The organism is Thorsellia kenyensis (assembly GCF_042432445.1).
Taxonomy (GTDB): domain Bacteria; phylum Pseudomonadota; class Gammaproteobacteria; order Enterobacterales; family Thorselliaceae; genus Thorsellia; species Thorsellia kenyensis.
Map to the genome: position 1 here is coordinate 1 of NZ_JBHLXE010000105.1, position 19,930 is coordinate 19,930.

13 protein-coding genes and 1 other annotated feature (1 of these 14 cut by a window edge) are annotated in these 19,930 nt (G+C 35.6%); of the genes, 3 read left to right on the forward strand and 10 right to left on the reverse strand.

Features of this window, described 5'->3' with window-relative positions; genetic code table 11:
* Positions 1 to 1,204: IS21 family transposase (gene istA, locus ACFFIT_RS10675; RefSeq protein WP_385877657.1), on the reverse strand; the 1,204-nt coding region annotated here is incomplete at its 3' end.
* Between the two features lie 720 nt (positions 1,205 to 1,924).
* Between istA and ACFFIT_RS10680 the strand changes: the two genes are divergently transcribed.
* The 3 genes from ACFFIT_RS10680 to ACFFIT_RS10690 all read left to right on the forward strand — a co-directional run bounded on the left by ACFFIT_RS10680 (position 1,925) and on the right by ACFFIT_RS10690 (position 9,090).
* On the forward strand, positions 1,925 to 5,839 hold the full coding sequence (locus ACFFIT_RS10680) for a DEAD/DEAH box helicase (protein ID WP_385877658.1): 3,915 nt from the start codon (positions 1,925 to 1,927) through the stop codon (positions 5,837 to 5,839).
* Between the two features lie 325 nt (positions 5,840 to 6,164).
* Positions 6,165 to 7,697, forward strand: coding sequence for a protein adenylyltransferase SelO (locus ACFFIT_RS10685; protein ID WP_385877659.1), 1,533 nt, complete (start codon positions 6,165 to 6,167; stop codon positions 7,695 to 7,697).
* Between the two features lie 190 nt (positions 7,698 to 7,887).
* The gene (locus tag ACFFIT_RS10690) at positions 7,888 to 9,090 is read left to right on the forward strand and encodes a GTP-binding protein (protein ID WP_385877660.1); all 1,203 of its coding nucleotides are present in this window, start codon (positions 7,888 to 7,890) and stop codon (positions 9,088 to 9,090) included.
* Positions 9,091 to 9,297: 207 nt separating this feature from the next.
* Here the strand turns inward: ACFFIT_RS10690 and ACFFIT_RS10695 are convergent, their stop codons facing one another.
* From ACFFIT_RS10695 to thrA, 9 genes are all read right to left on the reverse strand, one after another.
* Positions 9,298 to 10,887, reverse strand: coding sequence for an ATP-binding protein (locus ACFFIT_RS10695; protein ID WP_385877661.1), 1,590 nt, complete (start codon positions 10,885 to 10,887; stop codon positions 9,298 to 9,300).
* Between the two features lies 1 nt (position 10,888).
* Positions 10,889 to 11,566, reverse strand: a complete 678-nt coding sequence (locus ACFFIT_RS10700) for a response regulator transcription factor (RefSeq protein WP_385877662.1) — start codon at positions 11,564 to 11,566, stop codon at positions 10,889 to 10,891.
* A complete protein-coding gene (locus tag ACFFIT_RS10705) occupies positions 11,563 to 11,880 on the reverse strand; it encodes a PepSY domain-containing protein (RefSeq protein WP_385877663.1) in 318 nt (105 codons plus the stop codon). The genes ACFFIT_RS10700 and ACFFIT_RS10705 overlap by 4 nt, the downstream gene beginning before the upstream one ends.
* A gap of 100 nt (positions 11,881 to 11,980) precedes the next feature.
* A complete protein-coding gene (locus tag ACFFIT_RS10710) occupies positions 11,981 to 12,364 on the reverse strand; it encodes a PepSY domain-containing protein (protein ID WP_385877664.1) in 384 nt (127 codons plus the stop codon).
* 320 nt (positions 12,365 to 12,684) lie between these two features.
* On the reverse strand, positions 12,685 to 12,993 hold the full coding sequence (gene sdhE / locus ACFFIT_RS10715; protein ID WP_385877665.1) for an FAD assembly factor SdhE: 309 nt from the start codon (positions 12,991 to 12,993) through the stop codon (positions 12,685 to 12,687).
* 41 nt (positions 12,994 to 13,034) lie between these two features.
* Positions 13,035 to 14,747, reverse strand: coding sequence for a mucoidy inhibitor MuiA family protein (locus ACFFIT_RS10720; RefSeq protein ID WP_385877666.1), 1,713 nt, complete (start codon positions 14,745 to 14,747; stop codon positions 13,035 to 13,037).
* A 24-nt stretch (positions 14,748 to 14,771) separates the two neighbouring features.
* A complete protein-coding gene (gene proB / locus ACFFIT_RS10725; protein ID WP_385877667.1) occupies positions 14,772 to 15,875 on the reverse strand; it encodes a glutamate 5-kinase in 1,104 nt (367 codons plus the stop codon).
* Positions 15,876 to 16,145: 270 nt separating this feature from the next.
* Positions 16,146 to 17,075, reverse strand: coding sequence for a homoserine kinase (gene thrB / locus ACFFIT_RS10730; protein WP_385877668.1), 930 nt, complete (start codon positions 17,073 to 17,075; stop codon positions 16,146 to 16,148).
* Positions 17,076 to 17,273: 198 nt separating this feature from the next.
* A complete protein-coding gene (gene thrA / locus ACFFIT_RS10735; RefSeq protein ID WP_385877669.1) occupies positions 17,274 to 19,730 on the reverse strand; it encodes a bifunctional aspartate kinase/homoserine dehydrogenase I in 2,457 nt (818 codons plus the stop codon).
* Positions 19,731 to 19,851: 121 nt separating this feature from the next.
* Positions 19,852 to 19,930: a sequence feature (Thr leader region), on the reverse strand (it continues 33 nt past the right edge of the window).

A 19,930-nucleotide genomic window follows, 5' to 3' on the forward strand; every position in this document is an offset into this window, starting at 1 on the left:
GTACCAAAGGACAATGCGCTAATTGAGTCGTATGAAGTCCCGCTTGATGCTGTCTTGGGTGGCGAGCGGCTAAAGTCCCATGATGATAAATTTCAACCAGTTGCCCTGAGATATACACTTCTACTAACTCTTTAGCTAATTGATAGGGGACCGAGTAAAAGTATTGTTCTACTTCAATATGATAATCACTAGGCACTCGTGTTTTCTTTACTTGAGTAAATACGTAAGGTCTTGCGGGTAATGCCTGTAGTGCAGGTAAATCAATGGATTGGAAAAGTGAACGCCGCGAGTCTGTACGTTTTTGTAATTGACGTGCATTCAACTCATCGATTAAAGCACGAATACTTGCATTTAATTGAGCTAAGGAATAAAAAGTTTCATGCCTTAATCTAGCTATAATCCAACGTTCTACCACTTGCACTGCCACTTCGACTTTCGCTTTATCCTTAGGCTTATAAGGCCTTGTAGGCAATACAGTGGTGCCATAATAAGCAGCCAATTGTTGATAGGTAGGATTTAGGTCAGGTTCATAACGAGAAGCCTTTGTCACCGCACTTTTTAAATTATCAGGTATGATGATGGATGGCACTCCTCCTAAAAACTCAAAGCAACGCACATGGCTCATTATCCAGTTTTCAAGATTTTGTGAATGTGTCGCCTCAGCATAGGTATAACTTGATGCGCCCATCACAGCGACAAAAATTTGCGCCTTAATGATTTCATGTGTTGTAGGATCAACAATGTTTACCGTTGGACCACAATAATCGACAAATAACTTTTCGCCTGCGATGTGATGTTGCCTCATAGATAACTTTTGCTTTTTTAACCATTGCTTATAGAGTCGACAGAACTGGGGGTAACTATAATGATAAGTGCTTTTTGAGGCATACTCATCCCATAAAAACTGAAGAGTTATGGTTTTGTTTGTCAGTTGATTTTTTATTTCAACCCAATCAGGCACAGGATATCTCGGCTGTTTGATTTTAACTTGAGTCGATTGAAATGCGTGTTCTAAGTCTCTATCGTTTAAATCAGAGGGAATAGGCCAAGTGATCCCTAATTGTCCTGCTCGATTAACATAATAGGAAACCGTAGACGCTGAAATTGACAAGCTTTGTGCAATTCTGCGATGTGGGAGTTTAGCATCAAATTTGAGCCGTAATATTTCTTTTAGTTTTCTCATTGAAATAGGTACCGTAGACATAATGACCTCGCTTATACAGATTATGGTATCAGCGAGGAGTGTTGATTAAATCTACAAGTTAAGGAAGCTATTTTCCTTCAAAGAAGGAGCCAAATCACAAACCCTAAAATCAGCTTAAAGTGATCGGCATGGATGATATTGAATGATCGGCATGAATGATATTGAGTGATCGAAGCTAGGTGAGAATTAGTGATCGAAGTGGATGAGAATACGCACTGAGCATTAAATATAAAAAGAATGGTTTTCTGCAGACAAGATGAATATTTATTAAAGGTATTAAAGGCGAACAATTTAATTGATTAAAACTTACCCGTTTTCCTGTAGCTTCGCTATTTATTTAGGAGTGTAAATGATATTATCATCAGTAGTAATAAAAATATTTGACTCTTGATTTTGAATGATTTTTCTCTCATTTAAATTTATGCCATTTTCCTCTAATTTACTTAAAAAAACTCTAGTTCTCCTTAATATAAACATAGAAATATACATAGAGTAAAAAATTTTTTTTAGAGAATAAATTTGAAAGAAAAATATTCATGATTGATAATAAATTAAAATAGAACTATCTCGGTCAAATAATTTATTTATAAGAACAAAAATAACTCAATTAAATTAGCTAACCTAATTCTATTTATAAACAAATATGTATCCATCGAAATACCCCAACTGTTGCAGTCGCTCAAACAGATGTTATATTTTTTATTTTTTTCGGACTCCATTATGCAATTTAAAATAAGTAACCCTCAAATCAATAAATTTTTCACAAAATCAAGTCCCTGGTTTAATCTTGATGACTATGAGGATATAGATGATCTTGATCTTCTTTTTATGGCTATTACGATTCAGTTTTTCAAACTTAAGCTTGATGATTTCATGATAGAATTGCGCTTATTTAGTGGGCACGAATCTATAACGGATAATGAAGTTCAAGAGAGACTAAAGAGACTCGCAAAAAAAAGATTGCTCGCATTTAATGGTCAATCTGTGAATCTCAGTAGTGACACCTTATTTATTTTTATCAAAATTACAGCAAACCGACCCCACTCAGAAGATATCCATAGCATTATCTTCAATGAGTTTGACTTAGAAAATGAGCTAATTTTCTGTACTAGAGCACTTTTACGGGATAGTTACCATAGTTTCTATATTCCTCCTGAATTATATTCAGGAATGATCACATTTCTTAGGAGCGATCTCTTATTTAAAGAGTCAATAAGAAAGGATATGATCAATGAATTTTGCAAAATATTTCCCATAATGATCAAAGAAGGTCTTATTAACAATCAACACAGTATAATTGAGCATGTACTAAAAAAAAGAGTCCTAAGCTTCATTGAGCAATGCACCAAGCTTATTCACTATGATTTTCACTCAGATTTGTGGTTAGCCTCTGAGAATTTCGAAGACCTAACTTTTTTAGCTGAACCTATTTCAGGGGAATACTTAAAGCAAAGCGTAAATTGGTTTGATGATATGGGATATTACTCATCATCTACTCTTTTAGATATTTTTATTAAAAAAGTAATTAACATCAAAGACACTAAAAAACTTGGAATTATATTTGATAATAAGAAATCCAGCATAAATTATGCATTCGATTATAACTTTTTACTTTTAATGGAAAAACTGATTAAAGCTGAAACTTATGATCTCACGAATATGTTTTATCAAAGGGAACTCCAGCAGATTTTTTTTGGACAAGATATGGGGCAACCTACCCCCTCATATTTTCTAATCACTTTGCTAATGCTGGCCTTTTTTCCTATTTCACATGAAAAAAGAATGGATGAATTTAAAAATGCGCTTTTAGAACAAGATTATGTTAAACAGATTTTACAAAACACCTACAAAATTCCCATCGAAATAATAGCAAAACGTCTACTTCACCAAATATTGAATGTACCAACTGAACTGCCACCATTTTTTAAAACTGTGAATGCAAGTGAAATTTTTATTGGAAATTTATCCCAAATTATCAATAAAAAAAATCAACCTTCCAAAGAATTTCAACAAACTCGCTTGATTTGGGTGTTAGATGAAAGGCTTTACTTGATACCTAAAATACAAAAAGAAGGTAAAAAAGGATGGTCAACTGGAAGTAAGTTGTCGCTAAAAAATTTAACTGATGACCACTACATGAAGCAGCACCCCATTTCCGACGAAGAAAATAAATTAATTGATTTAGTGAAACCTAACTTAAATGCCATAGCTCACGATATATTAAGCTTAGATAAAAGGTTATTTAAACAACTCCGTGAATTAAAAAATGTTTTTAATCATGAAGGAGAACCTATTAAATTTGTTGATCTCTCAAAACTCGTTGTCATAGAACAAAAAAATTCGACATACCAATTTTCAATTTACCCTACAGAAGAAGTGCAACTCAACCGTTTTTCCAATTATGAGGTTACGCTCTATGAAATTGGGCCTAATTTATTCGGGTATGAAAACTTCGATGAAATCACAAAAGAAACCATAGAGCATTTAAAGCAATCTCATCGGCTTAATTTTAAACAAAAAGAACAAGTGCTAGAATTAATTTCTCCATTAGTTAATTATTATGATGAATCAGTCGGTGATGGGAATGTTCAGGTGGTGCAATGGGAACCTAAAATCCATGCATGGATAAAGACTCAAGCCTCACATTTTATGATTGAGTTGACATTCAATGATGAAAGGTTAAATACCACTATTCCTAGTTTCAATTCAAGTCCTTGGATTGAATTAAAAGATAAAAAATGGTGCAAAAGAGATATAGCAAAAGAACAAATGCAACTACTTGATATATTCAAAGCGCTAAATATCCCCCAAGAGTGCCTTAAAAATGTCTGTTTCACATTCAAAATTGACTTAATGACTGAGGTAATTGAAACACTAGCACAGTTCGAGGAAGTCCAATTACATTGGTACAATAGCAACAACCAAGTGAAATTTATCTCAGAAAAAGACTTTCGTATCAAAATAAATGAGGATAACGGTTGGTTTCATGTTCAAGGGGAGGTAGATATTGATGGGCGTGAATTTTTAGAAATTCAAAAGCTTTTTGATGCTAGAAAAAAAGGGTTTATTACGCTTAATCAAAGTAATATTCAACTGGTATTAAGTAAAGCCCTTAAAGATAAAATCAATTTACTAGAAAGTGTGTTAGGTGAAAATTCCACCATTGAAACTAAACTTGCTTACCCTTTGCAGCAATTACTTTCTAGTATGACGGTAGAAAGTGATGATACCTGGAATAACTTAGCAAAAAAATGGCATGAACCGTTAGTCATTGAAGAGTCTCTATTCAATAATTTAAGAGAATATCAACAAGAATCAGTCAAGTGGGCTATTCATTTGTTAACCCATGGTTTTGGCGCATGTTTAGCTGATGATATGGGCTTAGGTAAAACCATTCAGGCTCTAAAGGTTATTTCGTATTTTAGTCATCAAGGACCAACTTTAGTTATTGCCCCCAAATCGGTTTTATATAACTGGCAAGAAGAAGCTTATAAATTTACTGATGGGTTAAAGCCAATTATTTTTGATGATAATAAAGATAAAAGTTCTTTATTTGATTCATTAACATCTAATGATCTACTTATCATGGGATTTAGTCAAGTCAACCTATGGCAAGAGGCGTTAGGTAAAGTTCAATGGCAAACTGTTGTACTTGATGAAGCTCAAAATATAAAAAACCATACAACAAAACGTGCTCAAGCAGTATTTGAATTAAATGCCAAAGGACGTTTAATTTTATCAGGTACACCTATTGAAAATGATCTTGTCGAATTATGGAGCTTATTTACCTTTATCAATCCGGGCTTACTTGGTCCCTTAGAGCACTTTAAAAGAAAATATAGTACAGTACAAAAGAACCAGTCAGATTTAGATAAACTTCGAGCTGTCGTTGGACCTTTTGTTCTGCGTAGATTAAAAACAGACGTACTGGCAGAACTCCCTGAGAAAATTGAAATAAATCATCATATTTATCTTGAAGATAATGAGAGGAAACTATATGAAGTCATTAGACAAAATGCTCTTAGTAATGCTAAAAAAAATCCGATTGAGCTTCTTTCAGCATTAACTCGCTTGAGGCAAGTATGTTGCGATCCTTATCTGGTATTTAATGAGAAAAAAGGGATCAGTAGCAAATTACAAGAAGCTTTAAGAATTATCGAAGAAGCACTTTCTAATGGGCGAAAAATTTTAATCTTCAGCCAATTTGTTGGATTATTAGAAAGACTTGGGCACTTTTTGGAAGTTGAACGGATTAGCTATAGTTTACTTACAGGTCAAAGTACGTTGAAGCAAAGAAATCAAGCCGTAGAGGATTTTAAGAAAGGAGAAACTTCACTTTTTTTAATCAGTCTTAAAGCGGGCGGGACGGGGCTTAATTTAACAGAAGCAGATACAGTTATTCACTTAGATCCTTGGTGGAATCCAGCGATTGAAGATCAAGCCAGTGATAGAGCACATCGAATGGGACAAACTCAAGTCGTGACAGTTTATCGTTTGGTTACCGTTGATACCATTGAAGAAAAAATATTACAGTTACATGGGCAAAAACGAGATCTTGCACAAAAGGTCCTTTCTGGTCAAGATGAAACACAAAAACTCAGTCCCGAATTATTGGTAAGCTTATTACACAAATGATGTCATGATGAGATTTGATAATATAATAGTTAGCAATTTAAGATAAATTTCAAAACTCAATTGAAAAAAGTAAAGTGCCAGTAGGATGATTGAAAATCATCGCAAAAGTTTCAACATTATTCTTATGCCTACTTTAAATATACTCAGCATGTGTGTAACCCTTGCTATACTAGAGTTACTTCAAGTTACAGTGCAGATAGTATCCGAATGCCCATTCAGTGGGCGTTAAGCATAACCAAAACCTGTATCTTGATTTCGATTGGGTATGTATTTACATTCGTTTAGAATGACTTATTATTATACTATTTACTTTGACTGGTGATCTATGTTCGGCTTAAATCCACAATACAGCTATCAAACACTTCCTGAACTTTTTTTTTCTAATGCATTTCCTGATAAAGTGATATCACCTTCTCTTGTCTTATTTAATGAATCTTTGTCCTCCTCATTAGGACTGAATTTTAATGCGGTCAGTTCGCAAGAAAAGGCTTTGCTATTTTCTGGTAACAAACTACCTGAGTCATTAATTCCTATCGCTCAAGCCTACTCAGGTCATCAATTTGGCTATTTCACCAACTTAGGTGATGGACGAGCACATTTAATTTGTGAGCATTTGACATCAAATGGTCAATTAGTTGATATTCAATTAAAAGGATCAGGGAAAACTCCCTATTCTAGGCGTGGAGATGGACGCGCTGCATTAGGTCCTATGCTAAGAGAATATATTATATCCGAAGCAATGCATGCGCTTAATATTCCCACAACACGTTCTTTAGCGATAGTTCTTTCTGGAGAAATGGTTTATCGAGAAAAAGCTTTGCCTGGCGCTATTTTAACTCGAATTGCTACATCACATTTAAGAGTGGGTACTTTTGAATATGCCGCCACGCTCGACGATATAAGTGCCAGAAAAAAATTGCTTCAATACGCCATTTTGAGACATTATCCTAACATATTACACAATTCAAACACTTCTCAAACATCCAACATACCAGCTATTGATTTTTTAAATGCCGTCATGCAAAACCAAATAGATTTAATTGTTCATTGGATGAGAGTAGGTTTTATTCATGGCGTCATGAACACAGATAACATGACCATCAGTGGTGAAACCATTGATTATGGCCCTTGTGCTTTTATCGATGACTATGAACCAAATGCAGTATTTAGTTCTATAGATTCACAAGGGAGATATGCTTTCTCAAATCAAGCCAGTGTTGGAGTATGGAACCTTGCAAGATTAGCTGAATCTTTATTGCCATTGATTCATAACGATCAAAATTATGCAATAAATTTAGCTATGGATATTCTCAACCAATTTACACCTCTTTATCAAAATAAATGGCTAAAAATGATGGGACAAAAGATAGGTTTTGAAGATATTCATCTTGAAAATAAACCACTGATTGATTCGCTACTCGCTTGGATGGCAACCTATCAGGCCGACTATACTAACACTTTTTTATTTTTAAAGGATTTTATTGAACGTTATGAACAATTAAACTCTCATGTATTAAAAGATGAAGAGCTAATTCAACTATTAGGTAAAGAATATTTTATTCCCATTAATCCTGAGTTAATCTTATGGCTCAATGATTGGACTCATTCTCTAGCTAAACATGCATTCTCTTTTCCTCGAGCTAAATTGCTGATGCAAAAAGTGAATCCCACTTTGATCCCAAGAAATCATCAACTGCAAAATGTGCTTAGTCATGCTGACTTAGGCAATTATGCCCCTCTCCATTTGCTTTTAAAAGCTTTACAGTCCCCCTATGAAAAAATAAAACCAGAATTTCAAGCGTTTAAAAATCCTCCTACTGCTGAAGAAAAGATATACCAAACCTTTTGCGGTACATGAATTTTTGCGGAACTACCTATCTCCTATTAAAAGTTAATAAATAATTCTTTCAGTTGAAAGATAAAACGCATAAGCATTAAAGCAATATGCGTTTTAAAGTATCTTGATGCCACTTTATCTCCTATTCCCTAATGTTATTTTTTACGATATAATGTTATGTTATAACATATTATTTAAAGGTGAAATAAACATGAAAAATTTATCAAAATTGCCAGTAACAGTGCTTTCCGGCTTCTTAGGTGCAGGAAAAACAACATTAATGAATCACATTCTGACTAATCGAGAAGGTCTTAAGGTCGCTTTGATTGTAAATGATATGAGTGAAATTAATATCGATGCCCAACTTTTAGATTCAAGCCAAGTGGAACTTTCTCAAACAGAGGAAAAAATGGTTGAAATGAGTAATGGTTGCATTTGCTGTACACTGAGAGAAGACTTACTTGAACAAGTAAAGGAGCTTGCTAATGAAAATAAATATGATTATCTGCTAATTGAAAGTACAGGAATTGCAGAGCCTATGCCTATTGCTGCAACCTTTGATTTTCGTGATGAAAATGGATTTAGTCTAGCAGACTATACTTATATTGATACTATGGTTACAGTTGTCGATTGTGCAAATTTTCTTACTCAGTACCAATCAACTCAATACCTTACCGATCTTCCAGAAAATTTAGGTGAAGAAGACGAAAGAGCATTAGTGGATTTACTGGTAGAACAAATTGAGTTTGCTAATGTCATTATTTTAAATAAATTGGATTTAATCACTGAAGAAGCAAAACAGCAAGTAACGGCTATCATTAAAGGATTAAATCACAAAGCAAAATTAATTGAAGCCATTCATAGTGTTGTTCCCCTCAATGAAATTCTAAATACTCATTTATTTAATATAGAAGAGGCACAAGAAAATCCTTTGTGGGTCCAAGCACTTAATCATCACGAGGATCATATCCCTGAAACGCAAGAGTATGGCATTACTCATTTTGTTTATCGAGCAAGAGCACCTTTTTGCCCTAAAAAACTAAGTCAATTTTTTGAACAAGAATGGAGCGGAGTGTTACGCTCTAAAGGTTTTTTCTGGTTGGCTACACGACCTGATTATGTGGGAGAACTCTCTCAAGCAGGGGCATTTCTCACTCATCAAGGAATGGGAACATGGTGGGCAATTGAAGATGAAAAAACGATTTTAGCTCAAAAGCAATCTGATCCCTCTTTTGATAATCTTTGGGATCAACATTATGGAGATAGAAGACAGGAGCTTGTTTTTATAGGTTTTAAAGATATTATGGACATTTCGCATATGAAAAAAATGCTTGATGCATGTTTAATAAATGATTTTAAGGATAATCCACTGGAATATCAAAACCTAGAAGATCCATTTCCTCAATGGTTTTAACTCGTCGATTTGCATAACTCAGCTCTACTTATAGTTGGCCCATCTCTGATATTTCTTAATTAACGAGTGGGCTCAGCCAAAATTTTAATTATTGTTTCAACTTAAGAGAAATTAAATTATTCTAAGAAAAATTTTATCAAAATTCAAAAACAACATATTTTTTGGTTGTATTTATGTTCCTTTGCAATTATTTCTATTAGGCTTAATTTACTCTGATACTTTGTCATGGGTTTTTACCCATTTCGGTGATGGTAAAGTCAAAATAACTTTCAAACCGCCTAATTCACTCTCTTCTAAACAGAGAGTTCCTTTATAAAGCTTACACAAATCTTGGACAATAAATAAACCGATCCCGGACCCTTGGGTATGCTCATCAACTCTCACTCCTCTACCAAGTACTGACTCTCGTAATCCCTTATCAAGACCGGGACCATCATCCTCTATCCATAAAATTAATTGTTCTTTATGCATATATCCCGTGACTCGAACTTTATTAGAAGCCCATTTACAGGCATTATCCAGAACGTTACCTAAAATTTCATAGAGATCGTGCTTCTCTCCTTGAAAATAGAGTATACCCTCTTTTTCCATCGGAAATAGAAGTTCAATAGGTATCTTTTTATCCTGATAAAGCACTTCGAGCGTTTTAACTAATGGCATTAGAACGTCTTGCACTGGGGTCATTTGCCCCGGTATGGAAGCACTAGCCGCAGCTCGAGTTTGAGCGAGATGATAATCAATAAATTGCTTAATTGCCCTCACTTGACTCAGAATAAGAGAGGGTAATGGATTTTCTTCATAATCAACTTTTTGTGTTATATTTTGCTTTGTATTCTCCAGAATAAGACATGGCGATAATTCATGTGAATTAGCCTGTTTTTTATTAACTCCATGACTGTGATTGAGGACTGTACTATAGTTTTCAGCCGCTTGAGATAAAATGGTAAGAGGAGTTTTAAGGCTATGCGCAAGATTGCCAGCTTGTGTTCTTGCGCGGGTTAATACCTCAGTATCATGATCTAAGACATCATTAAATGAATCGACTAAAGGCTGAATTTCTTGAGGGTAATCTCCTACGAGACGACGAGTTTTACCCTCTGTAATGTCATTAAGCCGTCTTTGGATGTGATTAAGAGGCTTTAAGCTCAGATGAATAATCAACCAAGCAATTATCATCATGCCTAAGGTTAATATCACAAAAGCAACAAATAAGATCTGTTTAAAGGTATTAAAAGAAGCAAGAGGGATGGCTTCATTTATTGCTACACTTAGGACAAAACGTTCGTCTGGCATTTCTTCTAATGTAATCATACGCCCTAATATCAAAAGCGAGACATCTGGCGGCCCCCCGCTTTGCAAGTAAAAGTCTGCATTATTAGATATCAATGTATCATCTATTAACAGTATATCTTCCCAAAGTGACCGAGAGCGTAATAACGGATTATCATTTAGGCCTATAAATTTTGTTCTGACATTTATGCTCTGAGCCCCAGCTTCACTCCCTTTTTGGGTGATGCTATTGTCTTCAGATAATGCATTGATTTGCCAATAAAGACCTGAGTAAGGATTATTAAAACGAGGATCGCTTAGGGGTTTATCCAAAACAGCTTTATTATTTTCATCAATTGAGAAAGAAGCTGTTAATTGATTAAGATGGATCAGTAATTCTTGTTTGACTTGAGACTGTACATATTGATTAAATATATTAACTAAGAAAAGACCCGTACCAATAAACCCAACGCTGATAAAAAGGATGGTTAAACAAATCAAACGGAATTTCAAAGAGAAATTAGACATGCTAACGACTGGCATTATTGACTAAATCGATTAATTGATACCCCGTACCTCGAACTGTTAAAATCATCTCTTTGGGTAATTTTTTTCTAAGTCTAGCAATAAACACTTCAATCGTATTCGAATCCCTATCAAAGTCTTGTTCATATAATTGTTCAGTAAGAGCTGATTTACTAAGTATTTGGTTAGGATGATGCATAAAATAAGCTAAAAGCTTATACTCATGATGAGTCAATGACAAAGGCATTTCCTGTAAATAAATGATTTGGCTCGAAAGATCAAGGCACAAGGGGCCAATGGTAATCAACGATTGGCTATGGCCATTCACACGCCTAATAATTGCCCGCATACGAGATAATAATTCCTGCATATGAAATGGTTTAGTCACATAATCATCAGCACCGGCATCAATCGCATGTACCTTTTCGTGCCATTCGTCTCTTGCAGTTAAAACAATAACAGGGCTTGTCATTTTAGCCGATCGCCAGGACTTTAGAACAGATAAACCATCCATTTTAGGAAGCCCTAAATCAAGCACAATCAATGAGTAATTAAATTCTTTACCTAAAAATTCAGCTTCAATACCATCATAAGCAACATCAACAGTAAATTCAGTTTTAGATAACGTATCTTTTAACTGTTTAATGAGTTCGATATTATCTTCGACTAATAAAATTTTCATCGTTTATCACGCTCTTTAACTTTGAGAATTCGCCCTGTTGTGGCGTCAATTTCAAATTTTACCACGGTGTTTTTGCGCAATACTTTTATCTCATAGATCCACTCATCATCGTCATCATCTAATTCAATCTCAATCACTTTACCATGAATTTCTTTATCTAATCTTTGCAAGATTACTCGTAAAGGAATGATTTCACCACGGCGCACAGCTTCTCTGACATGTTCATGATCGGATTTATTAGCATAAACTCCCATACTTAATGTTAAGCATAGAGTAAAAGAGATGATAATGACAAAAAATGAGGTAAAATTCATGATATTCAATGACTATTAAGAAGAGCAAACTCATCTTTGGGATACTTAAAGTATTCCTTGCTCATTTGCTCTTCTTATAAAGATTAAAATTTGAAATTGCTTAATAGCGAGAAATGATTTCGCCTGTCTTTGCATTAATTTCAAGTTTACGACGTACACCACTGGTATCAATCAATTTCACTTCATAAGCCAAAATATTGTAGTCATGATCAAGATCGATATCAGTAATATGTCCCGGAATTTCTTTTTCAGCAATTTCTGCTATCTTCTTAACATTCAGCAATTGCCCACCTTTCACTTCTTCAGTTATGATAGCATGATCATTTCTTCCTCTGCCATCTCTATCTTTAGCCATAGCCATTTGAGATTGTCCAGCTAAGAAAACAACAGATAAAGCCAAGACAATTGCACGCAATGATAAACGGCTTGATTGTTTATTATTTAAAGTAGCGACAGGAGTACTTACAGTTTTTTGAATTTTCATCATAGTTTCCTCGTTAATACATCAAAAAATTAAATCAATGAGTAATTAAAACTCTACATCGTTAGTTAACTCATTTTATTCGCTTCAATGACTTCTATGTCTAATCATTTAAGCCTTATCATTTTGCTAACTAAGTGCGGCTATTATAACTATCAAGTATTAACAGAAGCTGAATAGCTTATTTAGAAAACATAGCTTTACAAATAATGGTTTTTCAAACAATTGATGCAACAAATTTAAAGCAAAATAAATAGTCTCGCGCTAGATAAGTTGAGCCCTTCCAATCTAATATACCATCTGACACACAACCGATGTTTCAGTTAATAAGCTATAGCGCCTCTTGCACTGTTTTTTAATTGAATGGTTCTGATCATTTGAACTAAACGGGCATCAGAAGGTTGCCCTTTATTCATCAACCAATTGAATAAATCAGGGTCAGGGTGTCCCAAAAGTCTTATGAAATCGTCTTTTTCTTCTTCACTCAAATGAACAAATTCAAAATCAAAAAATGGCATCAATGCTAAGTCTAGTTCCTTCATTCCACGTCTGCACGCCCACTTAATGCGTGCCAGATTATCCTTGGTTAAATGTTTATTTGCTTCTTGTTCTAATTCTACTTCATTATGCATACACTGCACCTTTGATTATTTGCCTTAAAACAATCACTGGATTAATAAGGCTTTGGCGTTAAATTCAAATCACTCGGATACGTAATTTTATACTTTATATCATATGTGATCGTTTCTGAAGGCGCTAATTTTATATCTGCCTTGAGTATTCCTTGTGACTCATCAAGTGTCATCTCTGTTTTTTTAGATCCCTTTTGCTGTTGAGGTTGATTCACTTGCGAAGAAAATACTCTATTATCAATAGCCGGTTTAAAGAACTCTGGTAGCGTAATATACTCTACTTTTACTTTATCATCTGCTGACACAGGAACGCGTTCAAATACGCTTAAAACAACAGGATTTTTATAATAACTGGTGATTTGATTTGTTTTTTCCTCTGTAATTCCGGTTTTGCCCCAACTGGTATCTTTAAACGTTTTTTGAGGATTTTGTACAAGTTTAATGTTCGGATCTTGTCCTAAAAAGAGTATTTGACTTTCATTCACTAAAGTTTTAGGAAAATATTGTTTAGCGATAAGCTGATTGTCTATAAATATAGAGACTGGACCTGCTAACCAAATAAATGGCGTCGAATTATCTATACTAACATAAAGTGCAACTGTACTGTCTCTTTCAGGTCTTAACTCTCTTAAAATATCTGCTTTTAATTCCTGTTCACTTATCAGCACACGTGTCGACGCACCATCCCCTTTGATTGAAATAGGCTCATTGATGCTAAAGGTAACATTTACCCCTTGATTTGAAACGGTATTACGCTGTTTTTGTTGTGCAGTTGATTGGAACTTAGCTTCTTGGGCGCCAGCATATTCTGCCAATAGAGCCGTATCTCTGGACACCTCAGTTTGTACAGGTGGAGTAAAAATACCTACTCGCCAAGGAGAGAGTGAATTTGGTTGATTAAAAGCAGGAGGTGTAGTGGATAAAGTCAACTTAATATTATCCCAATCTTCTCCCGTTTGTTGATAAACATCCGCTTTATAGCGTAACGTCACTTTGTCTTCTTCATCATAGTGTAATTCATAGGTAGGAGACCATGCCCCTAAATCAATCGCATAAGTAAAACTTAACTCTAATGAACCAGCTTGCTGGCTTAATAACTCTAGCGATAGTTGCTGATTTAATTCAGCTCTTTTCTTATTTTCTTTTTCAATCTCTTTTTGTAGTTTCTCTCTTTGAACTTCAGTTTGTGCTTTAAAAAGAGCCTGTGCATTTTGAGCCTCATAAAGGTCAATTTTTAAGTGGGGCAACGTTTTTTGTAATTCTTCTGACAGTTGAATGTCTTCCTTAGTCAAACGAGCAACAGATGATTGTTGTGTATAGTTAGAATCAATCAGTTGTTTAGTCCAATGAATTTTATCATTTAGCTCATCAATATTTGCTTGGTGAACGAGTGCTTGCTTCTCTATTTCATCTAGCTTCATCTGTAACTGAATTAATTGCTCAGAATAAGCATTAGTCTGCGTTGCTAGAGTGTAATCTATTAATTGAACGCTATTCGCTTTACCATTCAAAGTATAGCTAAACTGTAATGAGTCTTGTTGTAATCCCTGAGGCAGTTGATGAATAGTTAATGTATTTTGATTATCAGACAATTCAACTTGCACAGTCCTTTTAACAATCGCTTGATCACCATAAAGAGTAACTTCAGAGACAAAAGAGGTTAAATCTATAGATTGAGCATAGAGAATAGGACTCTGTACTATAAAAATCGAAATGAATAAACCTGTATTGAGTTTATTGGAATAAAACTTCATATTTCCTCCTAAGCTGAGCCGTGATTAAGTCAAAATTAACTCATCCCGATGAATAGCAACGGTTCCATCAACATAACCTAAGACACTTAATATGTCATTAGAGTGTTTGCCTAAAATAAGTCTAAGTGCATCACTATTATAGCGCGTTACCCCTCTTGCCAATAATTTACCGGTTTCATCTTCGACTAAAACGACTTCTCCTCGAGTAAAATCAGAGAACACAGATAAAATACCTTTAGGAAGCAGTGAGCTGCCTTTGCTTAATAGCGCATTAGCAGCTCCAGCATCAACCACTAACTTGCCTGCAATAGGGGCGCCAAAAATCCAACGTTTACGATTTTCAATAGGCGTGATTTGCGGAGTAAATCGGGTTGAACGCAGCGTACCGTCCATAAGTTTTAAAATGACATTTTGCTCAGCTCCTGCTGCAATAACGACTTCTATGCCTGCTCTAGTAGCAACATCTGCCGCCTGTAACTTAGTACTCATTCCACCGGTACCTAAACCTGAAACACTGTCTCCTGCTAATAAACGCAGTTCATCAGTGATTTCATCCACAGTTTCAATTAACGTAGCATCAGGATTTTTTCTCGGATCTGCGGTAAATAAACCCGCCTGATCGGTCAGCAACAAGAGCTTATCTGCATTAGCGAGCATAGCAACTAATGCAGAAAGATTATCATTATCTCCTACCTTAATTTCTGCGGTGACGACCGCATCATTTTCATTAATTATTGGGATAATTCGATTTTCAATCAGGGCGTGAAGTGTATCTCTTGCGTTTAGAAAGCGCTCTTTGTCTTCCATATCTGCTCGAGTCAATAGCATTTGCCCTATATGGCAATTGAAAATAGAAAATAGTTGTTCCCATAATTGAATTAAGCGGCTTTGCCCGACCGCTGCAAGAAGCTGTTTAGATGCCGTAGTGCTAGGTAAATCAGGATAATTGAGATGTTCACGACCAGCAGCTATTGCGCCTGAAGTTACAATAACAACATGGTGTCCTGCTTGTTGTAGAAAAGCGCATTGACGAACTAAATCAACCAACCGGGCTCGATTGATTTGTTTTGTTCCTGCGGTTAAGACACTTGTTCCTAACTTAACGACAATAGTCTGTGATTGCGACATGATTTTATCCTTTTTTCAGCAGAGAAGCTGTGACTTCTGTATTGATATTAGATAGCGTAATAATTGAAAATTAAAAGCTATCTATTAGCAGTGCCCTAATTAGTAAAGGCTTTTTAGCTTATATTTTTAAGTTAGGTCTTATGATATTACTCTTGACATTAGGTTGAAACGATAAACTTTGTCATATAAAAAAGCACCACTTACATGATGCTATTTTATTTTAGAGTACTCAAATACTATCAATTAATAAATCATACTAGATTTAATCATTTAATCAATAAGTGAAGCACCTTTAGTATTTAATTGGCATATATGTACAAACCCTTCTTCATTCTGTACATAATCAGTTTTCATCATTTTTGCAATCTGCTCGGCATCATGTAACGAGTCACATAAGGTAAAAACAGTAGGTCCTGAGCCTGAAATCCCCATAGCCTTAGCGTTGAGAATCATCGCTTGCTCTCTTATTTTATCAAAATTAGGCAATAATTGCTTTCGATAAGGTTCAGCTATGACATCATGAATGAGTGATGCAGCCAAATTCTCTTGTTGAGTATGACAGGCATGAATAAATCCGGCAAATAGCCGGCCATGATCAATGATCTCTTTTTTAGCATAATGTGAAGGAAGTATTTTCCTTGCCTCAGCCGTTGAAACTTTAATACCAGGATAAGCCATTATCCAATACCATTTATCAAAAGCAGGGACAGTTTGAGAGATAACGGAGGGCATATCTAAAATAATTTGAAGTCCTCCTAAATAACAAGGTGCCACATTATCATAGTGCACCGCTCCCGAGATACGTCCTTCAAGCTCCCCCATCAACACCAATAGTTTTTGTTCATCAAATGGCTTGCCTGCGAATTCATTCAGTGCGACAAAACTGGCCACAACAGAGCATGCACTTGAACCTAATCCTGAACCTATGGGCATATTTTTCTCGAGTATCATCTTAACAGCTAACGGTTTACCTAAAGCTTCACAAAATCTTTGATAGCATTGGTAGACGATATTATCTTCCGTTTTACTAGGTAATTTGCTAACAAAGGTACCTAGACACTCTAATTGAAAAGATTCAGCAGCTTCAATAGAAACCACATCGCCTAAACGCGTTCCATCGATAGGACTGACAGCAGCGCCTAATACATCAAAACCTACGCCAACATTACCTATAGAAGCTGGAGCATAAACTTTTATCATAAAATATCCTAAATCGTTTTCTTTATACGTTTGTTAGGCTAATTTACGCAATTTAACAAGTAATTGTCTTTATTGCATAAATTAAATGCCTTTATTATTTTTTTCATTGATCGACTCAATTTTCACTTTTATTTTTTAGCACTTAAGTCTACTAAAAACAAGAAAAACGTCATCGTGTGAGCATCTTTTCAATACGGACTAACGATTTGCGTGTAATCTTAGAATATCTGAAAACACGCCCGCAGCGGTTACTTCATTACCCGCACCATAACCTCTTAATACTAAAGGAATAGGTTGATAAAAGCGACTATAAAAGGCCAGTGCATTTTCACCATTTTTCACTTTATATAGTGGATTATCGCCATCCACTTCAATGATTCGTACAAAACAACGGCCATTGTCAATTTCACCTACATATCTAAGGACCATCCCTACAGCTTTTGCTTTTTCTGTTCTTTCTTTGAATGAAGCATCTAATGAGGGCAAACGTGCTAAAAAGTCTTCAACAGAATCGTTCCCTGCAAATTCCTGGCTCACCACCCCTTCTACTTCAATATCTTTAAGTTCTAATGGGTATCCAGCCTCTCTTGCTAAAATAAGTACCTTACGTGCAACATCCATTCCCGACAAATCATCTCTTGGATCAGGTTCAGTGAAGCCTAATTTCTTAGCTTCCAAAGTCGCGTCAGATAATGATTTTCCTTCATCTAACTTACCAAAGATATAGGACAAGGAGCCAGATAAAATTCCGGTAAATGCCTGTAACTCATCCCCGGCACTCAGTAAGTTTTGTAAGTTCTCAATAACAGGTAAGCCTGCACCTACATTAGTTTCATACATAAACTTACGACGTGACTTACGCGCAGTTTCTCTTAATAATTGATAATAGGCATAGGTTGAAGTATTTGCTTTTTTATTGGGTGTCACTACATGAAAACCTGCGGCAAGGAAGTCCACATATTGATCACTGATTGATTGATTGGATGTATTATCAACAATCACAGGATTTAATAGATGATGAGCATCTACCCATCCTTTAAGTTCATTGAAATCAAAACCAGACGAACTTTGTTCAAGAGCCACTTCCCACTGATTTAAATCTAATCCCCAGGCATTGAGTACCATTTTTTTGGAATTTGCGATTCCACAAACACGAAGATCGATATCTTTCTTTTTTAAAGCAACTTGTTGAGTTTTGACTTGTTCAATCAAAGCACTCCCGACGCCGCCGACGCCGACCAAAAATAATTCGATGACATGGGCTGTACGAAATAAAGCTTCATGAGTAGCCATAACAGCAATCTTGGCCTTTTTATCATCAATGACGGCTGAAATAGAGCGTTCCGAGGAACCTTGAGCAATTGCCACAATATTGATATTTGCATTAGCAAGCGCTTTGAAGAAGCGTGCAGAAATTCCCTTCTGAGTTTTCATTCCGTCTCCAACAACAGAAATAATAGCTTGGTGCTCTATAATATCAAGCGTATCAAGAGCTCCTTCTTTAAGCTCAAGTCTAAAAGCATCATTAAGGGCTTGTTCTGCACGTTTTAATTCTTTTTGCGGTACACAAAAACTGATTGAATACTCAGAAGAAGATTGGGTAATCAATATAACAGAAATACCTGCAAGCGACATGGTTTCAAATACTTTAGCTGCCATACCGACCATTCCTTTCATGCCTGGTCCTGACACGTTAATCATCGCTACATCACTTAGATGAGTGATGCCTTTGATTGGATAGGTATTATCTTCACAGATTTCCGTGATAATAGATCCTGACGCCCTCGGATTACCTGTATTTTTAATAAGGCAAGGAATCCCCAAACGAGCGATTGGGGCAATCGTCCTTGGATGTAGGACCTTAGCACCAAAATAGGAAAGCTCCATCGCTTCTTTATAAGATAAACTCGGTATGAGACGTGCATCAGGAATACTTCTAGGATCGCACGTATATACACCATCAACATCAGTCCATATTTCACAGGCCTCGGCGCGTGTACAAGCAGCTAACACTGCTGCTGAATAGTCTGAACCATTACGGCCTAGAACCACCAGTTCGCCTTTTTCATTTCCTGCAGTGAAGCCTGCCATTAGAATAACATGATTAGGGTCTTTAGGCAGGTTTAGGGCATTGACTCTTTGAGTCGATGTAGTGATATCCACTGTAGACTCTAAATACTGGCCTTTAGCCAGTAAAGTGGTTACAGGATCAATAACACTCACACCATAGCCTAGTGATTGTAATAATCCTTGCATGATAGCAATAGATAATTTTTCACCTCGACAAATTAAAGAAGCGTTCACTTTGTCAGGGCAAAGGCCTAATAAACGTACGCCTTCTAAATTATCCTTAATGCCTTTAAATTCGGTATCAACAAGCTTTTGTAATCCAACCAAATCAAAAGCGGGCACTTTTTGTTTCAATCCTGTTAATAACGCATTAAAAATTTCATGAGCTTCATTAAAATGTGACTCAATTGATTCACCTAAAACCGTTTTATCTACCATAGCAACAAGGTGGTTAGTAATTTTAGCTGGTGCTGAAAGGACTAATCCAACTTGGCTTCGGCTAGAGTAGTCTTTGATAATATCGACGACTTGTAAAAAACGTTCTGCATTCGCAACAGAGGTACCACCAAATTTTAAAACACGCATTAAAAACTCCTAAAATTGAGGCTAAGAATTAAAATAGATAACAAATAACACAACCGCTTAAAACTCATATTTCTAGACTGAAAAAACAAAACTATAAAACATCATACTGACTATTTCGTTGCAAAAAAAAACCCGCATCAGCTGCGGGTTTTTTTGTCTTTATCTCGTTTACACGACGACCCGCACCAAGACGTTTGTGA

What these genes read in the sequence shown, in the direction of transcription:
- ACFFIT_RS10705 (WP_385877663.1), bottom strand. Translation starts at nt 11,880, where the DNA reads ATGAATTTTACCTCATTTTTTGTCATTATCATCTCTTTTACTCTATGC.
- thrB (WP_385877668.1), bottom strand. Translation starts at nt 17,075, where the DNA reads ATGATAAAAGTTTATGCTCCAGCTTCTATAGGTAATGTTGGCGTAGGT.
- ACFFIT_RS10700 (WP_385877662.1), bottom strand. Translation starts at nt 11,566, where the DNA reads ATGAAAATTTTATTAGTCGAAGATAATATCGAACTCATTAAACAGTTA.
- sdhE (WP_385877665.1), bottom strand. Translation starts at nt 12,993, where the DNA reads ATGCATAATGAAGTAGAATTAGAACAAGAAGCAAATAAACATTTAACC.
- ACFFIT_RS10685 (WP_385877659.1), top strand. Translation starts at nt 6,165, where the DNA reads ATGTTCGGCTTAAATCCACAATACAGCTATCAAACACTTCCTGAACTT.
- ACFFIT_RS10695 (WP_385877661.1), bottom strand. Translation starts at nt 10,887, where the DNA reads ATGTCTAATTTCTCTTTGAAATTCCGTTTGATTTGTTTAACCATCCTT.
- thrA (WP_385877669.1), bottom strand. Translation starts at nt 19,730, where the DNA reads ATGCGTGTTTTAAAATTTGGTGGTACCTCTGTTGCGAATGCAGAACGT.
- ACFFIT_RS10680 (WP_385877658.1), top strand. Translation starts at nt 1,925, where the DNA reads ATGCAATTTAAAATAAGTAACCCTCAAATCAATAAATTTTTCACAAAA.
- proB (WP_385877667.1), bottom strand. Translation starts at nt 15,875, where the DNA reads ATGTCGCAATCACAGACTATTGTCGTTAAGTTAGGAACAAGTGTCTTA.
- ACFFIT_RS10720 (WP_385877666.1), bottom strand. Translation starts at nt 14,747, where the DNA reads ATGAAGTTTTATTCCAATAAACTCAATACAGGTTTATTCATTTCGATT.
- ACFFIT_RS10690 (WP_385877660.1), top strand. Translation starts at nt 7,888, where the DNA reads ATGAAAAATTTATCAAAATTGCCAGTAACAGTGCTTTCCGGCTTCTTA.
- ACFFIT_RS10710 (WP_385877664.1), bottom strand. Translation starts at nt 12,364, where the DNA reads ATGAAAATTCAAAAAACTGTAAGTACTCCTGTCGCTACTTTAAATAAT.